Raw genomic sequence first — 17,997 nt, 5'->3', positions numbered from 1 at the left:
TATTAAATGCCTCTTTATAAAACCATTAATTCAAATTCACAAACTGTTGTTAAAATCTGGAAGATTACAGAATCTTTTGATGATTTAATGCAAGCCGTAAACTTAAAACCAAAAAGTTTAAAGCGTGTTTTGGGTATGAAGAGCGAATTGCACCAACGTGGGTTTTTAAGTGTTAGGAAACTTTTAAAAGAATTTGGATATGAAGATATCGATTTGCATTATGATGAAAATGGCAAACCTTATTTAAAAGACGGTAAGCATATTTCAATTACGCATTCCTTTAATTTTTCAGCAGTGATTGTTAGTGACGTTATAATTGGAATAGATATTGAAAAACAGCGAGAGAAAATAAGCATTATTGCACACAAATTTATTGATTATGAATTTGATTATTTAGATGAAAACGCATCAAATTATATTAATAAATTAACTATCATTTGGTGTATTAAAGAATCCTTATATAAACTATTTGCAACCCCAGGATTGAGTTTTAAACAGCATTGTTTGGTAATTCCAATGTCTGATAATCAACAAGAAACCATCGCTTGGATTGATTATGAAGATAAAAAACAAAGGTGCTATATCCAGTTTTTAGAATTTGAAGGGTTTACCTGTGCTTACGCCATTACTTAAATGAGAGGTATTTATAAAAATATTGAAGCGTCTATTTTAAACGCCGAAAAATTGTTAGCAGTTTTAATAGATCCAGATAAATTTGATATTAAACATATTGTTGGCTTTATTGAGAAATTGAATCAATCTATAGCAACACATATTTTTGTTGGAGGCAGTACGGTAAAAGAAAATGTTACAGATTTTTTAGTTTCAGAAATAAAAAAATATACCGAACTTCCAGTTGTGTTATTCCCAGGAGATGTTACTCAAATTACAAATAAAGCCGATGGATTATTGTTTTTAAGTTTAATTTCAGGAAGAAATCCCGAATATTTAATAGGACAGCATGTCGCATCCATTTCAAAACTAAAAAATACAAATTTAGAGGTTATTCCAACAGGTTATATATTGATAGAAAATGGCAAGGAAACAGCGGTACAGCGAGTTACAGAAACACAACCCATGCCAAAAAACAATATTCAAAATATTATAGATACCGCAAAAGCTGGTGAATTTTTGGGCATGAAACTCATTTATTTAGAAGCAGGAAGCGGTGCCAAATACGCTGTTACAACTGAAATTATTAGTTTAGTAAAACAAGAGCTGCAAATCCCATTAATTGTTGGGGGTGGCATTAGAACGAAAAAACAATTGGATAAAGCGTACAAAGCCGGAGCAGATTTGGTTGTTGTTGGAACTGCTTTTGAGGAAGATGAATCGTTTTTTGAAGAATTAAAAAAATAAATAGAACCATGAAAATATCAGTAGATTTAACTTTATCACCATTGCAAAACGATTACGAAATGCATGTGATTAATTTTATTAAAGCATTACGAAATTCAGAATTTACGGTTTTGGAAAATCCCTTAAGCACTCAGATTTTTGGAGATTTCGATACCTTGATGCCTTTTTTAAACAAACAAATTAAAGAATCATTTGAAAATCAAGATATTTGTGTTCTAACTATGAAGCTTGTAAAAACCGACAGAAGCGCTTATGAGCCACATTTTTGATTTCTTTTTAGAAGCATATCATAATGCGCCAACATATCAAATTGTATTAGAAGCGATTGCTTTTGTGTTCGGTATTTTAAGTGTGTGGTATGCCAAAAACGAAAATATTTTAGTATACCCAACAGGCATTATCTGTACGGTAATAACGGTTTATTTGCTATATATTAATCAGTACTTTGGAGATATGATGATGAATTTTTATTATTCCATTATGAGTATTTATGGATGGTGGAATTGGTCTAGAAAAAAAGGAAATAAACCCATGGTACCCATTTCCAGAACATCCTTTAAAGAAAAACAAATCGGCTTTTTTCTATTTTTATTAACGATGTTAGTTACCTATTTGGTTTACAAAGGGTTTAATTACACATTACAAATACCTAATTATATTGATATTGTAACTTCTGGAATTTTCTTTACGGCCATGTGGTATATGGCTATTAAGAAACTCGAAAACTGGACACTCTGGATTATTGGGGATGTAATAACCATTCCACTTTATGGTTATAGGGGTTTGGGTATGTTATCGCTACAATATTTAATCTTTACTATATTAGCAATTCAAGGCTACATCGAATGGAAGAAAAGTATAAACAACAACCGTCAAACTGTATAAAAGTGGTTCTGTTTGGACCAGAATCTACAGGGAAAACCACATTGTCTAGGCAATTGGCTAGACATTATAATTCAGTTTGGGTACCAGAATATGCAAGAGAGTATCTTCAAAATAAATGGAACAACGAGCGTAAAACCTGCGAACCGCACGATTTGTTGCCTATTGCTAGAGGTCAAATTAAATTAGAGAATCAATTAGCTAAAAAAACAGATACCGTTTTAATTTGCGATACAGATTTATTGGAGACAAAAGTGTACTCCGAAGCCTATTATTTAAGCTATTGCGACCCCATTCTTGAAAAATATGCCATACAAAACACCTACGATTTATATTTTTTAACTTATATTGACACCCCTTGGGAAGCCGATGATTTAAGGGATAAACCTGAGGAAAGAGAAGCTATGTTCAAAGCTTTTGAAAATGCATTAGTTCAAAATAATAGACCCTTTGTTTTATTAAAGGGAAATATAAAAGAGCGTTTAGAAACCGCAATAAAACACATTGATAAACTACTAAAAAAGGATTAAAAATGTTTACAGATCAAGATATTCAGCAAATAGACAATCACGGTCTAACTATTAAAAAAGTTAATGCTCAAATCGACCTTATAAAATCAGGTATGATTTATTCAAATTTGTTAGAAGCAGCAACCATTGGTAACGGTATTTTAAAAAAAGACAAACAGCAACAACAAGATTGTATCGATTTTTTTGAAAATAAGCGCGATCAAATTTCTGTTATAAAGTTTGTGCCAGCATCTGGAGCAGCTACGCGCATGTTTAAATTCTTGTTTCAGTTTTTAAATGAATATGATGAAACTAAAGAATCTATTGAAGCTTATTCAGAAAAAAATAAACTCATGCTAGAGTTTTTGAACGGGTTGGAAAAACTTCCTTTTTATGATGTTGTTAGAACAAAAATCAATGAAACCGTTCCAAATTTTGATAGTTTATCTTTAGCGAAACAAAGTGTTTTGTTTGTGAAAACTTTGTTAGATGAAAATCAATTAAACTATAGTTTTTATCCAAAAGGCTTGTTACCTTTTCATAAATATGAAAACCAAGTAGCAACAGCATTTCGAGAGCATTTGCTAGAAGCTACATTATATGCCTTATCCAATAGTACGGCGAATTTGCATTTTACAATCTCAGAAGCACATAAAAACATGTTTGAAAATGAATTGAAACGTGTTAAAGGTGAACTTGAAAAAGAAATGAACACGAAGTTTAATGTATCGTTTTCATTTCAAAATAAATCTACCGATACGATTGCAATTACTTCAAAAGATGAATTTTTTCGAACAGAAGACGGTAAATTAGTATTCAGGCCATCTGGACATGGTGCACTTATTGAAAATCTAAACACGCTTGATTACGATTTAATTTTCATAAAAAACATCGATAATATTGTTGTTTTAGAGCAGAATATTGAAGTTTCAGATTATAAAAAAATGCTTGCAGGGGTCTTGTTGCAAATTCAACGTCAGGCTTTTAAATATTTAAATAATTTAGAAGATGATGAAATATCTGAAGATGAGGTAAATAACATTGAATTATTTGTGATTAACCGAATGAATGTAGAGTTGGCTGAAGCTTATAAAGATTATACTTTAGAAGAAAAAAGAACCTATTTATATAGTAAACTTAACAGACCTATACGTGTTTGTGGTATGGTTAAAAATGAAGGTGAACCAGGTGGGGGTCCGTTTTGGGTAAAAGATGCCGATGGTGTTGTTTCACTACAAATAGTTGAATTTGCACAAATTGATATTGAAATTCAATCGCAAAAAGAAATCGTAGATACGGCAACTCATTTTAATCCAACCGATTTGGTTTGTGGTGTAAAAAATTATAAAGGTGAAAAATTCGATTTAAGTAAATATGTCGATCCAAAAGCGGCTTTCATAACCATGAAATCACAAAATGGTGTAGACATAAAAGCGTTAGAACTTCCAGGTTTATGGAATGGAAGTATGGCAGATTGGAATTCTATTTTTGTTGAAATTCCCGTGTCAACCTTCAATCCCGTAAAAACGGTAAATGACTTGTTAAAACCGGCACACCAAGTATAATAATAATGTTTGATAAAGATGCTTTGTTGCAAGAATTGACTTTTAAAGCTATTAGAAGTTCGGGTGCTGGTGGACAACATGTAAACAAAGTAGCTTCAAAGGTAGAATTGGTTTTTGATTTAGCAACAACTTCCGTTTTTAATGATGAATTAAAAGAACGCCTCTTAAATAAACTTAAAAATAGGTTAACCAAAGAAGGCGTTTTAATGCTGCAATGTGATGAAAGTAGAAGCCAGCACAAAAACAAAAAACTCGTTATCAAACGTTTTTTAGAACTTATTAAAAACGGGTTAGTCATTCCAAAGAAAAGAATTCCAACAAAAATTCCCAGGGCTGTCATTAAAAAACGCTTAAAAAGCAAGCGTAATCTGTCTGATAAAAAGGCCAATAGGAAAAAACCAGACATCGATTAAAAATAATTATCAATTGTGAATTGTCAATTATCAATTCTTTTTATATTTGTAGCGTTCTCGTAAAGGGGTGCTCGATTGATTGATGATTGACGATTAACGATTTAAGATTGATGAATAAAACATTCAAAAATCAAAAATCGTAAATCAAAAATTGTAAGTCCATTTGGCTGAGATCATACCCAATGAACCTAGAACAGGTAATGCTGTTTAGGGAATAAATTGAATTAACTCTGTATTACGAACGTGGTAATGCTTTACAAAATTCAATAAAAACAATAATTATAAACCATAAAGAATAATTACCTCTTTTTATTCGATTATTAAATTCATAATCGAAATGAAATCTACTTTTCTTATTCTTTCTCCAAAAAATCACCATTATTATTTGAGGAGATTCAGTTTTGACTTTCAAAATAAAGCTAACAAAACTAAAAACAGTATTCTTTTTTTAGCACTACTTGCGCTATCAGTTAGTGCAAATGCGCAAAACAATCAAATTCAGCAAGATTCAACAAAAGTTGAAAAATTACAAGAGGTTTTGTTATCAGCAACTAGAGCAAAAGACAAAACGCCTGTAGCATTTTCAAACATTACCAAAAAAGAACTAGAAACCACCAACCTTGGGCAAGATTTGCCCATATTATTGGACCAATTACCATCGGTTGTAACAACCAGTGATGCTGGTGCAGGTGTAGGTTATACAGGTATTCGGGTTCGTGGTACTGATGCTACGAGGGTAAATGTAACCATAAACGGTATTCCTTATAACGACTCAGAAAGCCAGGGAACATTTTGGGTAAATATGCCAGATTTTGTAAGTTCGGTTGAAGATATTCAGTTGCAACGTGGTGTTGGAACCAGTACCAATGGGTCTAGTGCCTTTGGAGCAAGTTTAAACATCATGACCTTAAAGCCCTCAAAAGTAGGCTATGCAACAACCACGAACGCCGTGGGATCTTATGGTACCAGAAAACATAACATTAGTTTGGGTTCTGGTTTAAATAATAACTTTTATGCAGAAACTCGTGTCTCAAAAATTATGAGTGATGGGTATATTGATAGAGCATCATCTGATTTGTCATCCTATTATGTAGAAGGTGGTTTTTTAAATGAAAAAACGTCTGTAAAAGCGATTGTTTTTGGCGGAAAAGAGCAAACCTATCAATCGTGGTATGGCACACCTGAAGCAGTTGTAAATGGTGATAAAGATGGTATTCAAGCATTTATTGATAGAAATTATTCTTCGCAGGAAGAAGCAGATAGTATGTTGAATTCTGGACGTACCTATAATTATTACACCTATGATAATGAGGTTGATAACTATGAGCAAACCCATTATCAATTACATTTTACCCATCAATTTGATGCTAATTTTTCGGCAAATATCTCTGGAAATTATACACGAGGGAAGGGCTATTTTGAGCAATATAAAGATGATGAAGAAGTAGGCGATTATTTCCCAGGTAGTTTGGACGCTAGTGAAGAAGGCGACGTTATTAGAAGACGCTGGTTGGATAATAATTTTTATGCAGTTGTAACAGCATTTAACTACAAACTGAAAAATTTAAATCTATATTTAGGTGGTGGTTTTAATAAATATGACGGCGACCATTTTGGTGAGTTAATTTGGGATTCATTTCCCATTTCTGTGCCTATTAGAACCAATTATTATACAAGCTTAGGAGAGAAAACAGATTATAATACCTACTTAAAAGCAGAATACACCATTAACTCAAAATGGTTTGCTTTTGCCGATGTGCAATACCGTTTGGTTGATTACAAATCAAACGGGTTAAGCTCTGATTTGGTGCCTATTGATGTGAAAAAAACTTATGATTTTTTCAACCCTAAAGCAGGTGTAACGTTTTCAATAGATAATTATAATGCCATTTACGGTTCGGTAGCCGTAGCAAATAGAGAACCAAATCGCGACGATTTAACTAAAAACCCAGCATTACCAAATCCAGAACGTTTGTTGGATTATGAATTTGGGTATAAACTGAAAACGCCAAAATATTATGCGACTGCCAATGTGTATTACATGGATTATAAAGACCAATTGGTTTTAACGGGCGATTTAGATAATGTGGGCGATCCCATTCGAATGAATGTAGCAGAAAGCTATAGAGCTGGTATAGAATTGCAAGCAGGTTTTAAATTTTCTGAGCAATTACGATTGGATGCAAATGCGACCTTCAGCAAAAATAAAATTAATTCATTTGATTATGTGGTTTATGACACACAATACGACCCAAATACATACGATACAGTTTCTTATGAGGCGGTTATAACGTCATTTGAAGATTCTGATATTTCGTTTTCACCTAGTGTAATTGCAGGTGGTACCTTAGTTTATTCACCTGTAAAAAACTTGAATTTAGGATTTATATCTAAATATGTAGGGGAACAATTTTTGGATAATACTTCGAATAAAAACAAAAGTATGGAAGCCTATTTTGTAAATAACTTAAGCGCTTCATATAAAATAAAACCAACTTGGATTAAAGAAATTGCATTCAACTTATTGGTAAACAATATATTTAATTCTGAATATGTGTCCAACGGCTATACATATAGCTATTATTACAGGCCTCAAGGCAGTACTGATGATGCGATTACTGAAAATTTCTACTATCCACAAGCAAAAACTAATTTCCTTTTAGGAATGACTTTGAAGTTTTAATCTTTCAGTCCAAAAAAAATTACTTAAAAGTGGCTGTCTGAAAAGTGTATCGTATTTACTTTGTCAGGTTGAGCTTGTCGAAACTGATATTGATTATCAGTAAGTTAAAATATTTCGACAGGCTCAATATAACACAGAATTACACTTTTCAGACAGCCTCTTTTTTTTTTAGTAATTTGAAATTAAAAGATTGTTTCCTGATTTATCAATGCGATAGTTTTTTAAACCACAAACCAAAGTTGAGCCGTTAAGAGGCTGTCCGTTAATTAAACTATAGGTATTTCCGTCGCCACAACTACAAGTGGCTTCCAGTCCAGATATTTCAAGATGGCAACCACTGCTAGGGGCATGGTTAGGGTCGCTAGCATCCCATGCCAAATAATTTGTTACTGCATTGGTTACAATAATACCCCCATTCCCAAAATTAGGAATGTAAATAGACTGTGTATCAAATTGGAGTTGGCTATACTGCGGAAGACTTAAATTAATAGACGTATTAACATTTATATCCAGTAAAAATTTGCAGTTTTCATTTTCAGTATTTCCGCTACAAGCAACTAAAAAGGTGAAACAAAAAATATATTTCAATGATTTCATATGCATTTTTTAAATAATTTTCAATTTACAACATTAAGCAAAATCAGCTAAATTGTTTGTGTATTTCCTCATAACATTTTTATAATTATTTAAAGTTAAAGGGCAAGTACTTTTTATAGAATTCATAAATTTGTAACTAAAATTTTGTACTTTTGTTATTCGATCTCGTGATAAACGAGATTTTTTTATGCTGAACTCCTTTACCGAGCATTGTCGAAGTAGGTTTTCAGCATTTTATTATTAATAAAACGATGAAGTTATGAGTAAAGTATCGTACTATACACCAGAAGGGTTAAAAAAATTAAGAGACGAATTAAAGCAATTAAAAGATGTGGAACGTGTAAAAGCATCTAAAGCCATTGCAGAAGCAAGAGATAAAGGCGATTTAAGTGAAAATGCCGAATACGATGCCGCCAAAGAAGCACAGGGCATGTTGGAAATGCGTATCGCTAAATTGGAAGATGCTTTGGCAGGCGCACGTATTATTGACGAGTCGCAGTTAGATAATTCAAAAATATTGGTGTTATCTAAAGTGAAAATTAAAAACCAAACCAATGGTATCGTAATGAATTATACATTGGTTGCCGATGGTGAAGCAGATTTGGCTTCAGGAAAAATTTCGGTGAATTCACCTATTGGAAAAGGATTGTTGGGAAAATCGGTTGGCGATGTTGCCGAAATACAAGTACCAAATGGCGTCATGAAATTTGATATTATAGAAATTTCAAGATAATCCATTCCTACGCAGACAGAATCTTGTTAAATCTTGTTTCAATTTCGTTTGAAATAAATTTCAAAAAAAAATATATAAAAGATTCCTGATTTATTTAATTAGGAATCTTTTATATTTACAATTATTCACATGAACTCTCAACAATATGGCTTCAATTTTCACTAAAATAGTTAACGGAGAAATTCCTTGTTATAAAATTGCAGAAACGGACGATTTTTTTGCTTTTTTGGATGTAAACCCAAATGCGAAAGGACACACTTTATGTATTCCTAAAAAAGAAATTGATAAAATTTTTGATTTAGATGAAGCTTCTTATACGGGTTTAATGCAGTTTTCAAGACGTATTGCCATCGCTATTGAAAAAGCCATACCATGTAAACGTGTAGGTGTTACGGTTATTGGTTTGGAAGTGCCACATGCCCATGTGCATTTAATTCCTTTACATTCTATGGATGATGCGCGTTTTATTCAAAAAACTAAACTAACTCCAGAGGAATTTCAAGAAGTAGCAAATAGCATTAAAGCGCAACTATAATTGGCTATAAACCAAAACAGCCACCATACAAATAGCTAATATTACGCCCGAAAGAATAGCTAACCAAGTGGCTCTTTTTAAGTGCGTAGAAGGCTTTAACAGCTTAAAAGCTTTTTTGTGATATTCAAAAACACGTTCAATATCATCTGTCCAATTTACAGGATAAATAGTGCTTTTGCAGTTACCACATGCCATATCGTATTTTATTTCAGAAGTAACTTTTTTATAAAAATTGGTTTCTACAATTTTTTGGCTACAGGTTAATTCTAACCCATCGTTGTTATAGCAAATGGGGCAATTATTATTCAAATCTACTTTTTTTATAAATACAAAATGTTCGGTCATAATTTATAGTTTATGCACGTTTAAGTGTAATTTGAAAGGTGGTGCCTTTATTTTTTTCAGACTGTAAAACTTTTATTTTACCATCATGAAAATCTTCTATAATACGTTTGGTAAGCGATAAGCCCAATCCCCAACCACGCTTTTTAGTTGTAAATCCAGGTTCGAATATTTTATTAAAATCTTTTTTATAAATCCCTTTACCTGTATCGGTTACCATAACCATAATGGTGTTTTCTAATTGAGAAATTTCTACCGAAAGTTTTCCGCGACCCTTCATGGCATCAATAGCGTTTTTTACTAAATTTTCAATACACCAACTGTATAGTTGTTTGTTTAAATTTACTAAAATTTTTTCGTCGGGAATAATAATATCAAATTCTATTAGGTTTGAAGAGCGTGCTTTTAAATAATCATAGGAATCGATAGTTTCTTTAACAATGTCCGCTACTTCTAAAGTAGGGATAGATCCTATTTTACTAAAACGTTCTGTGATGGTTTGTAGCCTATCAATATCTTTTTCAATTTCAACAATATATTCTGGATTTGTATTTTCAGATTTTAAAATTTCAGCCCAACCAATTAAGGAAGATAAAGGCGTACCAATTTGGTGTGCTGTTTCTTTCGCCATTCCAGACCATAACTTGTTTTGGGTGGCGTTTTTATTGCTTCGGTAAAAGAAGAAAATAACCGCGCCAAATAAGAAAACGATGAGTAATAAAGCAAGCGGATAGTATTTTAGTTTGTTTAATAATTCGGAATTTCCATAATAAATAGTGCCAACAATACTATCATCTAATTTAACAGGAATGGGTCTGTTTTCTTCTTTAAACCTTAGTATTAATTTTTTTAGGTATAAAGAGTCGGAAATTTTTTCCTCATTTATATTGTTGTAACTACTCAAACTACCATCTTCGTTAATAACAAGCATAGGGGTGGTTTTGTTACTGCTAAGTATTTTAAGCGTTAAATCTAAATTGGCGTTGGTTTCAGAATTTATTAAATCGGTTTGTGCAAACGACCAATTTTCCATCTTAGTACGCTCTTCTTCTTTAAAATGCTGGAAAAACTCATAAGTTTTCCATAAAATAAGTGAAACAATAGCAAACGATGCTATGATGATGACCCAACGTAAGGTGTTGCTGTATTTTGTAAAAATCATTCTAAAATTTATAACTGGTAATATAATGCAAATCTGTTAATATTATTGTTCAAGTTGTTAGTAAAATGGTTTTTTGTTGTACTTTAGTTTAGTTACTTTTGTTGAAATTAAAAATGCTTAATGCTTTCAATAGATCCAAAAAGCTTATCAACCAGTGAATTACATGGCTATTTGTTAAGCACTGTAGCACCAAGGCCTATCGCTTTTGCTAGTACTGTTAATGCAGATGGACGTGCTAATGTATCGCCATTTAGTTTTTTTAATGTGTTTAGTTCGAATCCGCCCATATTAGTTTTTTCACCATCACGTCGTGTAAAAGATAATACGGTTAAACACACGCTTAAGAACGTTATGGCAACAAAAGAGGTTGTTATAAATGTGGTGAGTTTTGATATGGTTTATCAAACATCGTTAAGTAGCACCGAATATCCCGAAGGGGTTAATGAGTTTGAAAAAGCAGGTTTCACTATGTTGAAGTCTGATATTGTGAAACCATTTCGTGTTGCGGAATCACCTATACAAATGGAGTGTAAAGTGAACGATATTATTGAGCTGGGAACAGAAGGTGGTGCAGGAAGTTTGATTATTTGTGAAGTAGTAAAATTTCATATAGACGAAGATGTTCTTGATGAAGACGGTTCTATAAACCAGAAAAAATTAGATTTGGTAGCCAGAGCAGGTGGTAATTATTATACACGAGCGAAAAAAGGTTTTTTTGAGATACCAAAACCATTAGCCGCGTTAGGTATTGGGGTTGATAATTTTCCAGAAGCTATTAAAAATAGCATGGTATTAACAGGAAACGATTTGGGCATGTTAGGCAATGTTGAAAATTTGCCTAAAGAAGCCGATGTTAGCGCTTTTATTAAGGATTTAAGTGAACGCTATCCTAATATAAAAATAGCGACACACCGGCAAAAACATAAACTGGCACGCAATTATTTAAGTTTTGGTGACGTGGAGAGTGCTTGGAAAATATTGTTATCTTAATTTAAAGATATTAAAGAGAAGTAAGTAAATAATAAGTATAAAAATAGATTAAATGGAAGTTCAAGGAAGAATTAAAATGGTAGGAGAAACTCAAACTTTTGGAGGTAATGGGTTTAGAAAAAGAGAAGTTGTAGTAACTACTGAAGAGCAATACCCACAACACATTATGGTGGAATTTGTACAAGATAAATGTGATTTACTTAATAGCTACAAGGAAGGGCAACAAGTAAAAATAAGCATTAATTTACGCGGTAGAGAATGGGTAAACCCACAAGGAGAAACGAAGTATTTCAATTCTATTCAAGGTTGGAGAATTGAAGCATTACAAGCAGCAAGTGCCGGTGGGAATGTGCCGCCAGTAGCACCAGCAGATGCTTTTGAACCTGCAGGCGATTTAAACGAAGACGATCACGACGATTTACCGTTTTAATTAAAACGTTTTGTCACCCTGAGCGTAGTTGAAGGGTTTTATATAAACCAACCTCAATGTTTAACTTAACGTTGAGGTTTTTTACTTTTACGTCTTGCGAAGGAAGCATGACTGAAGTAATCTATTTATCATTTCTTATAAGCATAATTAATATTTTTAAATGCAATTCCTAACTCAAAACATAAAATTCCCAAACGTAAACGAAGCTACTTCAGATGGTTTATTGGCAATTGGTGGCGATTTATCTGTCGAGCGTTTAATTTACGCATATAAACAGGGTATTTTTCCTTGGTATAATGAAGGTGACCCTATTTTATGGTGGTCACCAAATCCGCGTTTTGTACTATTTCCAAAAAAGTTGAAAATTTCAAAAAGCATGAAACAGGTATTAAGAAATAAGGATTATGTGGTAACCAAAAACAAAGATTTTAAAGGAGTTATTACCGAATGTTCTAAAATAAAGCGAGAGGGTCAAGCAGATACTTGGATAACAAATAAAATGATTGAGGCTTATGTAAACCTTCATAATTTAGGCTTTGCAACCTCTGTTGAGGTTTGGGAAAATAACGAATTGGTTGGTGGTTTTTATGGGGTAGATTTAGGTAACGGCGTATTTTGTGGAGAAAGTATGTTTGCCAAAGTAAGTAATGCCAGTAAAATAGCATTCATTACATTTATTCAAAATACAGACTATAAGCTTATAGATTGCCAAGTTTATACCAATCATTTGGAAAGTTTGGGTGCCGAGGAAATTCCTAGACATACTTTTATTGAATATTTAAATGTACCTTAATGCAGCGTAATCAATTTTAAATTATGGAGGCAAAAACAATTGACGAAGTTATAATGTTTTTGGAAGACATCATCCAAACATCAATAAAAGAAGAAAGCACTTTAGGGTATTTTGCTGCTTTATATCAAAAAGTAACCATCGCAGTAAAGGATAAATTGTATCAAAATTATTTTGATGACGATGTACGCATGGAACAATTGGACGTCATTTTTGCAAACCGATTTTTATTGGCATATTCAAATTATAAAGAAGGTAAAACAAATACAAAATCTTGGGAAGTTGCTTTCAATTTAGCCGAAAACAACAATTTAATAGTGCTTCAACATTTAATACTTGGTATGAATGCGCACATAAATTTAGATTTAGGAATTGCCGCGACCCAAGTATCAAATCCTTTGGAAATGCATAATTTGGAGTCGGATTTCAATAAGATTAACGAGTTGCTGGCGTCGTTGGTTGATGAGATTAAGAGCGACTTATCCTTAGTGTGGCGTCCCTTAGTTTGGGTTTTAGAACGGGTGAAGAAGGTCGATAATTTTGTAATAAACTTTAGCATGGGTTTAGCTAGAGATGGTGCTTGGAAATTTGCAAACGAATTGGTTTTGGAAACAGAAATAATAAACCAAGAACACGTTATTTTATTACGAGACGGAAAAATAGCTGCTTTATCAGAACAAATATTGTGTAAAGGTGCTTTAGAGAAGTTTGTATTTAAAATTATCAGGTTTACTGAATCGAGCAGTATTTCTAAAAATATTTATTTTTTGAAGAAAAAGTGATTAAGAAAATTATAGTATTCATCTCTTTCAAACCTCCCCATACCTAAAACACGCAACCTCATGGTCATTCACCATGCCCGTAGCTTGCATATGCGCATACATAACAGTGCTACCCACAAATTTAAAACCACGCTTTTTTAAGTCTTTACTTAAAGCGTCGCTAATAGCAGTTGTTGGCGGTGCTTCTTTGTAGTTTTTAACATTGTTTTTTATAGGTTTTCCATCAACAAAACTCCAAATATAGTTGCTGAAACTTCCAAATTCTTCTTGAATTTTCATGAATAATTGGGCGTTGGTAACCGTAGCATTAATTTTAAGTTTGTTGCGAATAATACCAGCATCTTGTATAAGCGCATCTATTTTATCTTGGTTGTAATGGGCTATTTTCTTATAATCAAAAGCATCAAAAGCGGCTCTAAAATTTTCGCGTTTACGCAAAACGGTAATCCAACTTAAACCTGCTTGAAAAGTTTCTAAAATTAAAAATTCAAAAATGGTGGCATCATCATAAACTGGAACGCCCCATTCTTGGTCATGATAGGCTTCATACAAAGCGTCTCCAACGCACCAACCACATCTATGTTTTTTTTGCATTATGCTTTATTTGTAAGGTTTAGAGTAAAAGTATGACAATTATCATCTAATATAAAGTAACTAGCCATTAATTTTGTTTCAATTCTTTTTAAAGCAACCGGCATGAAATCAATAGTATCCAAAAGTTTAAAAAACGGAATGACTTACCTAGCTTATAGAACATTGGTTAAGCAATTATCTGAACAAAATTCTACTACAGGAAACGAAAAAACTGAGGATTTAGCAACTTTCACCAAGCTAAATGATAAGCGTATGAACCGTTGGGATAAAACCTTGAAAGTCTCAGATGCAGCACAAAAAAAAATTAACGAATTTGAAACCAAAGTCACTTGGTTGGTTATTACAGAAAGTTGGTGCGGTGATGCTGCGCATGTATTGCCTGTTTTAAATAAGATTGCGGAATTAAACAGCTATATTGATTTAAAAATTGTGTTGCGGGACGAGAATTTAGAGCTCATGGATGCATTTTTAACCAATGGAAGCCTTTCGGTACCTAAATTAATTATGGTTGAGAACGAAACTGGAAATGTTGTAAATACATATGGACCAAGACCAAGTGAAGCAACAAGTCTTGTAAATCGTTACAAAGCAAAGTACGGAGTTTTAACACCCGATTTTAAAGAAGATTTACAACATTGGTACAACAATAACAAAGGACAAAATATTATTGATGATGTCACCGATATGCTTTACGAATTACAATCTAATTTTTGCCAATAAAGCTAAAGGTAATAGATCCTAATTGTGATTTTTTTGAGGCATCTGCACTAAAACGTGAACTTTTAGCATACTCTAAGGCATGTTGAACCAAACAGTCGTTTTTAGTAGAAGATGAATTATTAAAATAGGCATCTGTAACATTGCCATTGGCATTAACCGTAATGTTAATTACTATTTTTCCATCTACTTCGCACAAATATACAGGTATGGGGATGAAAACTTTATTTCTATCTACCAGCGAAAAACTAACCGTACTCTTCGTGTTAACACCTGTGTTTTTTTGCTGTTTCAATAAATCGTTTACTTTGCTGTAAGACGATAACTCTTCTTTGTTTACAGCGGGTTTTATTGGTTTGTTTTCACCTAAACTGTTAGATTCATCACCTTCACCATCGTTTTCTTCACTCGATTGTGGTACATAATCCTCTGGTGGTGCAATTTGTTTGTATGCCTGGGCAAAGTGTTTGCTTCTGTCGGTTTCGTTAAAAGCACTGTTGGTTTCGGCTTTGCTATTGTTTAATTTTTCTAAAGCCTCCATTATTTTCTTATCTTCTTCGGTAAGTTCTTTTTCGGGCACTAACTCGTAATAGCTTTCAGCAATGGCTTCGTCGTGGTTTTTAATGCTTAAATTGAAAACAGACAGTACAACCGTTCCTGAAATTAGGAAGGTAAGAAGTAGGGATTTATGTTGATTTGTTAGGCGCAAGTAATTTAATTTATTTAATTACATAACTATATACGGCAAATTAACGCAAAAAGTTTAAAATAACATGAATTCTAAGAAAATAGATACACTCGATAAGCCTTCAAGGTTTTTATAACCAAAACGTTTTCTGGTGAAATCAAGCCCAATTAGAAACGCATTGTTCACATCAACGGCTTCAATACCTAATCCTAATTTATACATATTTCCTTTTTCAAACGATTTTCCCATCCCTAAAAGTGTTCCGTAGCCACCACGAACAAATAAGCTAGTATCATCAAATAAAATGTTATGCTGAAGGTTTAAGTAAGTAGGAAAAAAATGAAGGCCTTGTTCCGAGTGCCAATTGTATTCGAAATTTAACCCAACCATGGTACGCTGGTCCAACTTATATCCAATAGTATTGTTTATAAAAAAGGCGCTTGGTTCAATTAGGATACTTGAATCTTCATCATCAAAGGCAACATAATCTTCATTAATAGTTAATGTAGTAGCTAGCGAAATTTTATAAAAAATACCATGTGTTTTTTCTTTTTTTATTTGTGAAAATGATGTGGATGAGACAGAAAAAACGATGCAGAATACCATGTAAATTTGCTTCATATACTTAGGTGTTAGAAGAAAATGATATCAATAATTATTCCGAAGGAAGATTCTTAATGAAAGATTCAATTGATTCTGCATTTTTCACATCAAAATCACCAATTTTTGTACGTTTTAATGCTGAAAGATGTGCGCCCGATTGCAAAGCCTTCCCAAAATCGTTAGCCAAAGAACGTATGTAAGTGCCTTTACTACAAACTACTCGAAAATGAACTTGTATTGATCCTGTATTGAGCGCAGTCGAAGTATCAATGCTTGTAATTTCAAATTCTGAAATATGTACCGTTCTTGGTTTAATTTCTACGGCTTCACCAGCTCGGGCAAATTCATAAAGGCGTTTTCCATCTTTTTTTATGGCTGAAAATACAGGTGGAAACTGTTGAATCTCACCGGTGAATTGTTTTGTGGTTTCTTGTATTAATTCTGAAGTAATATGTGCGGTTGGAAAGGTTTCATTAATTTCAGTTTCCAAATCAAATGAAGGTGTGGTACTTCCTAAAACAATAGTGCCCGTGTATTCCTTTATTTGCGCTTGAAACGTGTCAATTTGTTTCGTCATTTTCCCTGTACAAAGCACTAATAATCCTGTCGCCAATGGATCTAAAGTGCCAGCATGACCAACCTTTATTTTTTTAATGTTGAAGGCTTGACGTATTTCCCAACGCAGTTTGTTTACCACTTGAAACGACGTCCAATGCAAAGGTTTATCTATTAAAAGAACTTGACCGGAAAGATAATCTTCAACTGTTAGCATTAAACAACAGTTAATTCATAAATGAAAAAATGAATAAGTAATAATGCCATACCAAGTATAATACGATAGTATCCAAATATTTTAAATCCTTTTTTACTTAAATAATCAATAAACGATTTTATAGCTATTAATGCCACAATAAAAGCTAAAACATTACCAATAATGAGGTAATTTATTTGATCGCTACTCAATACGAAACCTGCTTTATAATAATCGTATAGTTTTTTTGCCGTAGCACCAAACATGGTTGGAACAGCAAGAAAAAATGAAAATTCGGCAGCTGTTTTTCTGTTTAATTTTTGTGTCATACCACCAACAATACTGGCACCACTACGTGAAGTTCCAGGAATCATGGCAAGGCATTGAAAAAAGCCAATTTTTAAGGCGGTGGCATAACTTATTTTGGTGTGAGCTTCTGGTTGTGCTTCGTCGTAAACTTCGTTAGCTTTAAACCAATCGTCTACTTTTAATAAAATAAATCCACCTAAAATTAAAGTGATGGCTACAACCACAGGGCTTTCCAACAACTCGTCAATAACATCATTTAAAAGTAAGCCTAAAACAACAGCAGGGATAAAAGCAACTAGTAATTTAAAATAAAAATCTAGACTTTGAAAAAAACGTTTCCAGTATAAGATTACCACAGATAGAATGGCTCCAAGTTGAATAACTATGGTGAATAATTTTGTAAAATCGTCTGAAGCTATCTTCATAAACGACGATGCAATAATCATGTGTCCAGTAGATGAAACAGGAAGGTATTCTGTAATGCCTTCTATGACGGCTAAAATAATGGCTTCAATATAATTCATTTGGCAAATGTATTAAAATTGTAAATTAAAATGATTTGT

The 17,997-nt window shown here is 32.8% G+C and carries 23 protein-coding genes; 15 read left to right on the top strand and 8 right to left on the bottom strand.

Annotation, left to right across the window (positions count from 1 at the left end; translation table 11 throughout):
- Window positions 1-6: 6 nt before the first annotated feature.
- The 8 genes from EV196_RS01285 (at window position 7) to EV196_RS01250 (ending at window position 7,411) form a co-directional block, all read left to right on the top strand.
- On the top strand, window positions 7-633 hold the full coding sequence (locus EV196_RS01285) for a 4'-phosphopantetheinyl transferase family protein (RefSeq protein ID WP_132214095.1): 627 nt from the start codon (window positions 7-9) through the stop codon (window positions 631-633).
- Window positions 634-1,359, top strand: coding sequence for a geranylgeranylglyceryl/heptaprenylglyceryl phosphate synthase (locus EV196_RS01280; protein ID WP_132214093.1), 726 nt, complete (start codon window positions 634-636; stop codon window positions 1,357-1,359). It begins immediately after the preceding gene.
- Window positions 1,360-1,367: 8 nt separating this feature from the next.
- Entirely contained in the window at window positions 1,368-1,628 is a 261-nt protein-coding gene (locus EV196_RS01275) for a hypothetical protein (RefSeq protein WP_132214091.1), read from the top strand.
- Window positions 1,612-2,244, top strand: a complete 633-nt coding sequence (gene pnuC / locus EV196_RS01270; RefSeq protein WP_207902798.1) for a nicotinamide riboside transporter PnuC — start codon at window positions 1,612-1,614, stop codon at window positions 2,242-2,244. Before EV196_RS01275 ends, pnuC begins: the two co-directional genes overlap by 17 nt.
- Complete coding sequence (locus EV196_RS01265; RefSeq protein WP_132214089.1) at window positions 2,205-2,771, top strand: AAA family ATPase; 567 nt, start codon at window positions 2,205-2,207, stop codon at window positions 2,769-2,771. The genes pnuC and EV196_RS01265 overlap by 40 nt, the downstream gene beginning before the upstream one ends.
- A gap of 2 nt (window positions 2,772-2,773) precedes the next feature.
- Window positions 2,774-4,315, top strand: coding sequence for a DUF4301 family protein (locus EV196_RS01260; RefSeq protein ID WP_132214087.1), 1,542 nt, complete (start codon window positions 2,774-2,776; stop codon window positions 4,313-4,315).
- A 5-nt stretch (window positions 4,316-4,320) separates the two neighbouring features.
- A complete protein-coding gene (arfB, locus tag EV196_RS01255; RefSeq protein WP_132214085.1) occupies window positions 4,321-4,728 on the top strand; it encodes an alternative ribosome rescue aminoacyl-tRNA hydrolase ArfB in 408 nt (135 codons plus the stop codon).
- A 337-nt stretch (window positions 4,729-5,065) separates the two neighbouring features.
- A complete protein-coding gene (locus EV196_RS01250) occupies window positions 5,066-7,411 on the top strand; it encodes a TonB-dependent receptor (protein WP_132214083.1) in 2,346 nt (781 codons plus the stop codon).
- Between the two features lie 168 nt (window positions 7,412-7,579).
- Here the strand turns inward: EV196_RS01250 and EV196_RS01245 are convergent, their stop codons facing one another.
- Entirely contained in the window at window positions 7,580-8,008 is a 429-nt protein-coding gene (locus tag EV196_RS01245; RefSeq protein ID WP_132214081.1) for a hypothetical protein, read from the bottom strand.
- A 259-nt stretch (window positions 8,009-8,267) separates the two neighbouring features.
- Between EV196_RS01245 and greA the strand changes: the two genes are divergently transcribed.
- Window positions 8,268-8,741, top strand: coding sequence for a transcription elongation factor GreA (gene greA, locus EV196_RS01240; RefSeq protein WP_132214079.1), 474 nt, complete (start codon window positions 8,268-8,270; stop codon window positions 8,739-8,741).
- Window positions 8,742-8,886: 145 nt separating this feature from the next.
- Entirely contained in the window at window positions 8,887-9,276 is a 390-nt protein-coding gene (locus EV196_RS01235; RefSeq protein WP_132214077.1) for an HIT family protein, read from the top strand.
- Here EV196_RS01235 and EV196_RS01230 read toward each other — a convergent pair.
- Window positions 9,271-9,621 carry a hypothetical protein gene (locus EV196_RS01230; RefSeq protein WP_132214075.1) on the bottom strand — a complete coding sequence of 117 codons (351 nt, stop codon included), beginning with the start codon at window positions 9,619-9,621 and terminating at the stop codon, window positions 9,271-9,273. The two genes, EV196_RS01235 and EV196_RS01230, sit on opposite strands and share 6 nt — an antisense overlap.
- A 10-nt stretch (window positions 9,622-9,631) precedes the next feature.
- Window positions 9,632-10,780, bottom strand: a complete 1,149-nt coding sequence (locus EV196_RS01225; RefSeq protein ID WP_132214073.1) for a sensor histidine kinase — start codon at window positions 10,778-10,780, stop codon at window positions 9,632-9,634.
- Window positions 10,781-10,900: 120 nt separating this feature from the next.
- Between EV196_RS01225 and EV196_RS01220 the strand changes: the two genes are divergently transcribed.
- The 4 genes from EV196_RS01220 to EV196_RS01205 all read left to right on the top strand — a co-directional run bounded on the left by EV196_RS01220 (window position 10,901) and on the right by EV196_RS01205 (window position 13,772).
- The gene (locus tag EV196_RS01220) at window positions 10,901-11,770 is read left to right on the top strand and encodes a flavin reductase family protein (RefSeq protein ID WP_132214071.1); all 870 of its coding nucleotides are present in this window, start codon (window positions 10,901-10,903) and stop codon (window positions 11,768-11,770) included.
- A 52-nt stretch (window positions 11,771-11,822) separates the two neighbouring features.
- Window positions 11,823-12,200, top strand: coding sequence for a DUF3127 domain-containing protein (locus EV196_RS01215; RefSeq protein ID WP_132214069.1), 378 nt, complete (start codon window positions 11,823-11,825; stop codon window positions 12,198-12,200).
- A 160-nt stretch (window positions 12,201-12,360) separates the two neighbouring features.
- Complete coding sequence (gene aat, locus EV196_RS01210) at window positions 12,361-12,993, top strand: leucyl/phenylalanyl-tRNA--protein transferase (protein WP_132214067.1); 633 nt, start codon at window positions 12,361-12,363, stop codon at window positions 12,991-12,993.
- A 23-nt stretch (window positions 12,994-13,016) separates the two neighbouring features.
- A complete protein-coding gene (locus tag EV196_RS01205) occupies window positions 13,017-13,772 on the top strand; it encodes a DUF5995 family protein (protein WP_132214065.1) in 756 nt (251 codons plus the stop codon).
- 27 nt (window positions 13,773-13,799) lie between these two features.
- Here the strand turns inward: EV196_RS01205 and EV196_RS01200 are convergent, their stop codons facing one another.
- Window positions 13,800-14,366 (bottom strand): DNA-3-methyladenine glycosylase I, encoded by a 567-nt coding sequence (locus tag EV196_RS01200; protein ID WP_132214063.1) that lies wholly within the window; start codon window positions 14,364-14,366, stop codon window positions 13,800-13,802.
- A gap of 102 nt (window positions 14,367-14,468) precedes the next feature.
- Between EV196_RS01200 and EV196_RS01195 the strand changes: the two genes are divergently transcribed.
- Window positions 14,469-15,086, top strand: coding sequence for a thioredoxin family protein (locus EV196_RS01195; protein ID WP_132214061.1), 618 nt, complete (start codon window positions 14,469-14,471; stop codon window positions 15,084-15,086).
- Here the strand turns inward: EV196_RS01195 and EV196_RS01190 are convergent.
- The 4 genes from EV196_RS01190 to EV196_RS01175 are packed head-to-tail and all read right to left on the bottom strand — an operon-like array spanning window position 15,070 to window position 17,958.
- Window positions 15,070-15,792: a hypothetical protein gene (locus tag EV196_RS01190; protein ID WP_243652150.1), complete on the bottom strand. Its 723-nt coding sequence runs from the start codon at window positions 15,790-15,792 to the stop codon at window positions 15,070-15,072. The two genes, EV196_RS01195 and EV196_RS01190, sit on opposite strands and share 17 nt — an antisense overlap.
- Window positions 15,793-15,846: 54 nt before the next feature.
- Complete coding sequence (locus EV196_RS01185) at window positions 15,847-16,392, bottom strand: hypothetical protein (protein ID WP_132214059.1); 546 nt, start codon at window positions 16,390-16,392, stop codon at window positions 15,847-15,849.
- Between the two features lie 34 nt (window positions 16,393-16,426).
- Window positions 16,427-17,146, bottom strand: coding sequence for a tRNA pseudouridine(55) synthase TruB (truB, locus tag EV196_RS01180; protein ID WP_132214057.1), 720 nt, complete (start codon window positions 17,144-17,146; stop codon window positions 16,427-16,429).
- Window positions 17,146-17,958 (bottom strand): undecaprenyl-diphosphate phosphatase, encoded by an 813-nt coding sequence (locus EV196_RS01175; protein ID WP_132214055.1) that lies wholly within the window; start codon window positions 17,956-17,958, stop codon window positions 17,146-17,148. Before EV196_RS01175 ends, truB begins: the two co-directional genes overlap by 1 nt.
- Window positions 17,959-17,997 lie beyond the last annotated feature (39 nt).

This window comes from Mariniflexile fucanivorans, assembly GCF_004341235.1.
Taxonomy (GTDB): Bacteria; Bacteroidota; Bacteroidia; order Flavobacteriales; family Flavobacteriaceae; genus Mariniflexile; species Mariniflexile fucanivorans.
The sequence above is the reverse complement of the archived record's forward strand: the minus strand, read 5'-3'. Positions and strand labels throughout refer to the sequence as shown.

What these genes read in the sequence shown, in the direction of transcription:
- EV196_RS01285 (WP_132214095.1), top strand. Translation starts at nt 7, where the DNA reads ATGCCTCTTTATAAAACCATTAATTCAAATTCACAAACTGTTGTTAAA.
- EV196_RS01280 (WP_132214093.1), top strand. Translation starts at nt 634, where the DNA reads ATGAGAGGTATTTATAAAAATATTGAAGCGTCTATTTTAAACGCCGAA.
- EV196_RS01275 (WP_132214091.1), top strand. Translation starts at nt 1,368, where the DNA reads ATGAAAATATCAGTAGATTTAACTTTATCACCATTGCAAAACGATTAC.
- pnuC (WP_207902798.1), top strand. Translation starts at nt 1,612, where the DNA reads ATGAGCCACATTTTTGATTTCTTTTTAGAAGCATATCATAATGCGCCA.
- EV196_RS01265 (WP_132214089.1), top strand. Translation starts at nt 2,205, where the DNA reads ATGGAAGAAAAGTATAAACAACAACCGTCAAACTGTATAAAAGTGGTT.
- EV196_RS01260 (WP_132214087.1), top strand. Translation starts at nt 2,774, where the DNA reads ATGTTTACAGATCAAGATATTCAGCAAATAGACAATCACGGTCTAACT.
- arfB (WP_132214085.1), top strand. Translation starts at nt 4,321, where the DNA reads ATGTTTGATAAAGATGCTTTGTTGCAAGAATTGACTTTTAAAGCTATT.
- EV196_RS01250 (WP_132214083.1), top strand. Translation starts at nt 5,066, where the DNA reads ATGAAATCTACTTTTCTTATTCTTTCTCCAAAAAATCACCATTATTAT.
- EV196_RS01245 (WP_132214081.1), bottom strand. Translation starts at nt 8,008, where the DNA reads ATGAAATCATTGAAATATATTTTTTGTTTCACCTTTTTAGTTGCTTGT.
- greA (WP_132214079.1), top strand. Translation starts at nt 8,268, where the DNA reads ATGAGTAAAGTATCGTACTATACACCAGAAGGGTTAAAAAAATTAAGA.
- EV196_RS01235 (WP_132214077.1), top strand. Translation starts at nt 8,887, where the DNA reads ATGGCTTCAATTTTCACTAAAATAGTTAACGGAGAAATTCCTTGTTAT.
- EV196_RS01230 (WP_132214075.1), bottom strand. Translation starts at nt 9,621, where the DNA reads ATGACCGAACATTTTGTATTTATAAAAAAAGTAGATTTGAATAATAAT.
- EV196_RS01225 (WP_132214073.1), bottom strand. Translation starts at nt 10,780, where the DNA reads ATGATTTTTACAAAATACAGCAACACCTTACGTTGGGTCATCATCATA.
- EV196_RS01220 (WP_132214071.1), top strand. Translation starts at nt 10,901, where the DNA reads ATGCTTTCAATAGATCCAAAAAGCTTATCAACCAGTGAATTACATGGC.
- EV196_RS01215 (WP_132214069.1), top strand. Translation starts at nt 11,823, where the DNA reads ATGGAAGTTCAAGGAAGAATTAAAATGGTAGGAGAAACTCAAACTTTT.
- aat (WP_132214067.1), top strand. Translation starts at nt 12,361, where the DNA reads ATGCAATTCCTAACTCAAAACATAAAATTCCCAAACGTAAACGAAGCT.
- EV196_RS01205 (WP_132214065.1), top strand. Translation starts at nt 13,017, where the DNA reads ATGGAGGCAAAAACAATTGACGAAGTTATAATGTTTTTGGAAGACATC.
- EV196_RS01200 (WP_132214063.1), bottom strand. Translation starts at nt 14,366, where the DNA reads ATGCAAAAAAAACATAGATGTGGTTGGTGCGTTGGAGACGCTTTGTAT.
- EV196_RS01195 (WP_132214061.1), top strand. Translation starts at nt 14,469, where the DNA reads ATGAAATCAATAGTATCCAAAAGTTTAAAAAACGGAATGACTTACCTA.
- EV196_RS01185 (WP_132214059.1), bottom strand. Translation starts at nt 16,392, where the DNA reads ATGAAGCAAATTTACATGGTATTCTGCATCGTTTTTTCTGTCTCATCC.
- truB (WP_132214057.1), bottom strand. Translation starts at nt 17,146, where the DNA reads ATGCTAACAGTTGAAGATTATCTTTCCGGTCAAGTTCTTTTAATAGAT.
- EV196_RS01175 (WP_132214055.1), bottom strand. Translation starts at nt 17,958, where the DNA reads ATGAATTATATTGAAGCCATTATTTTAGCCGTCATAGAAGGCATTACA.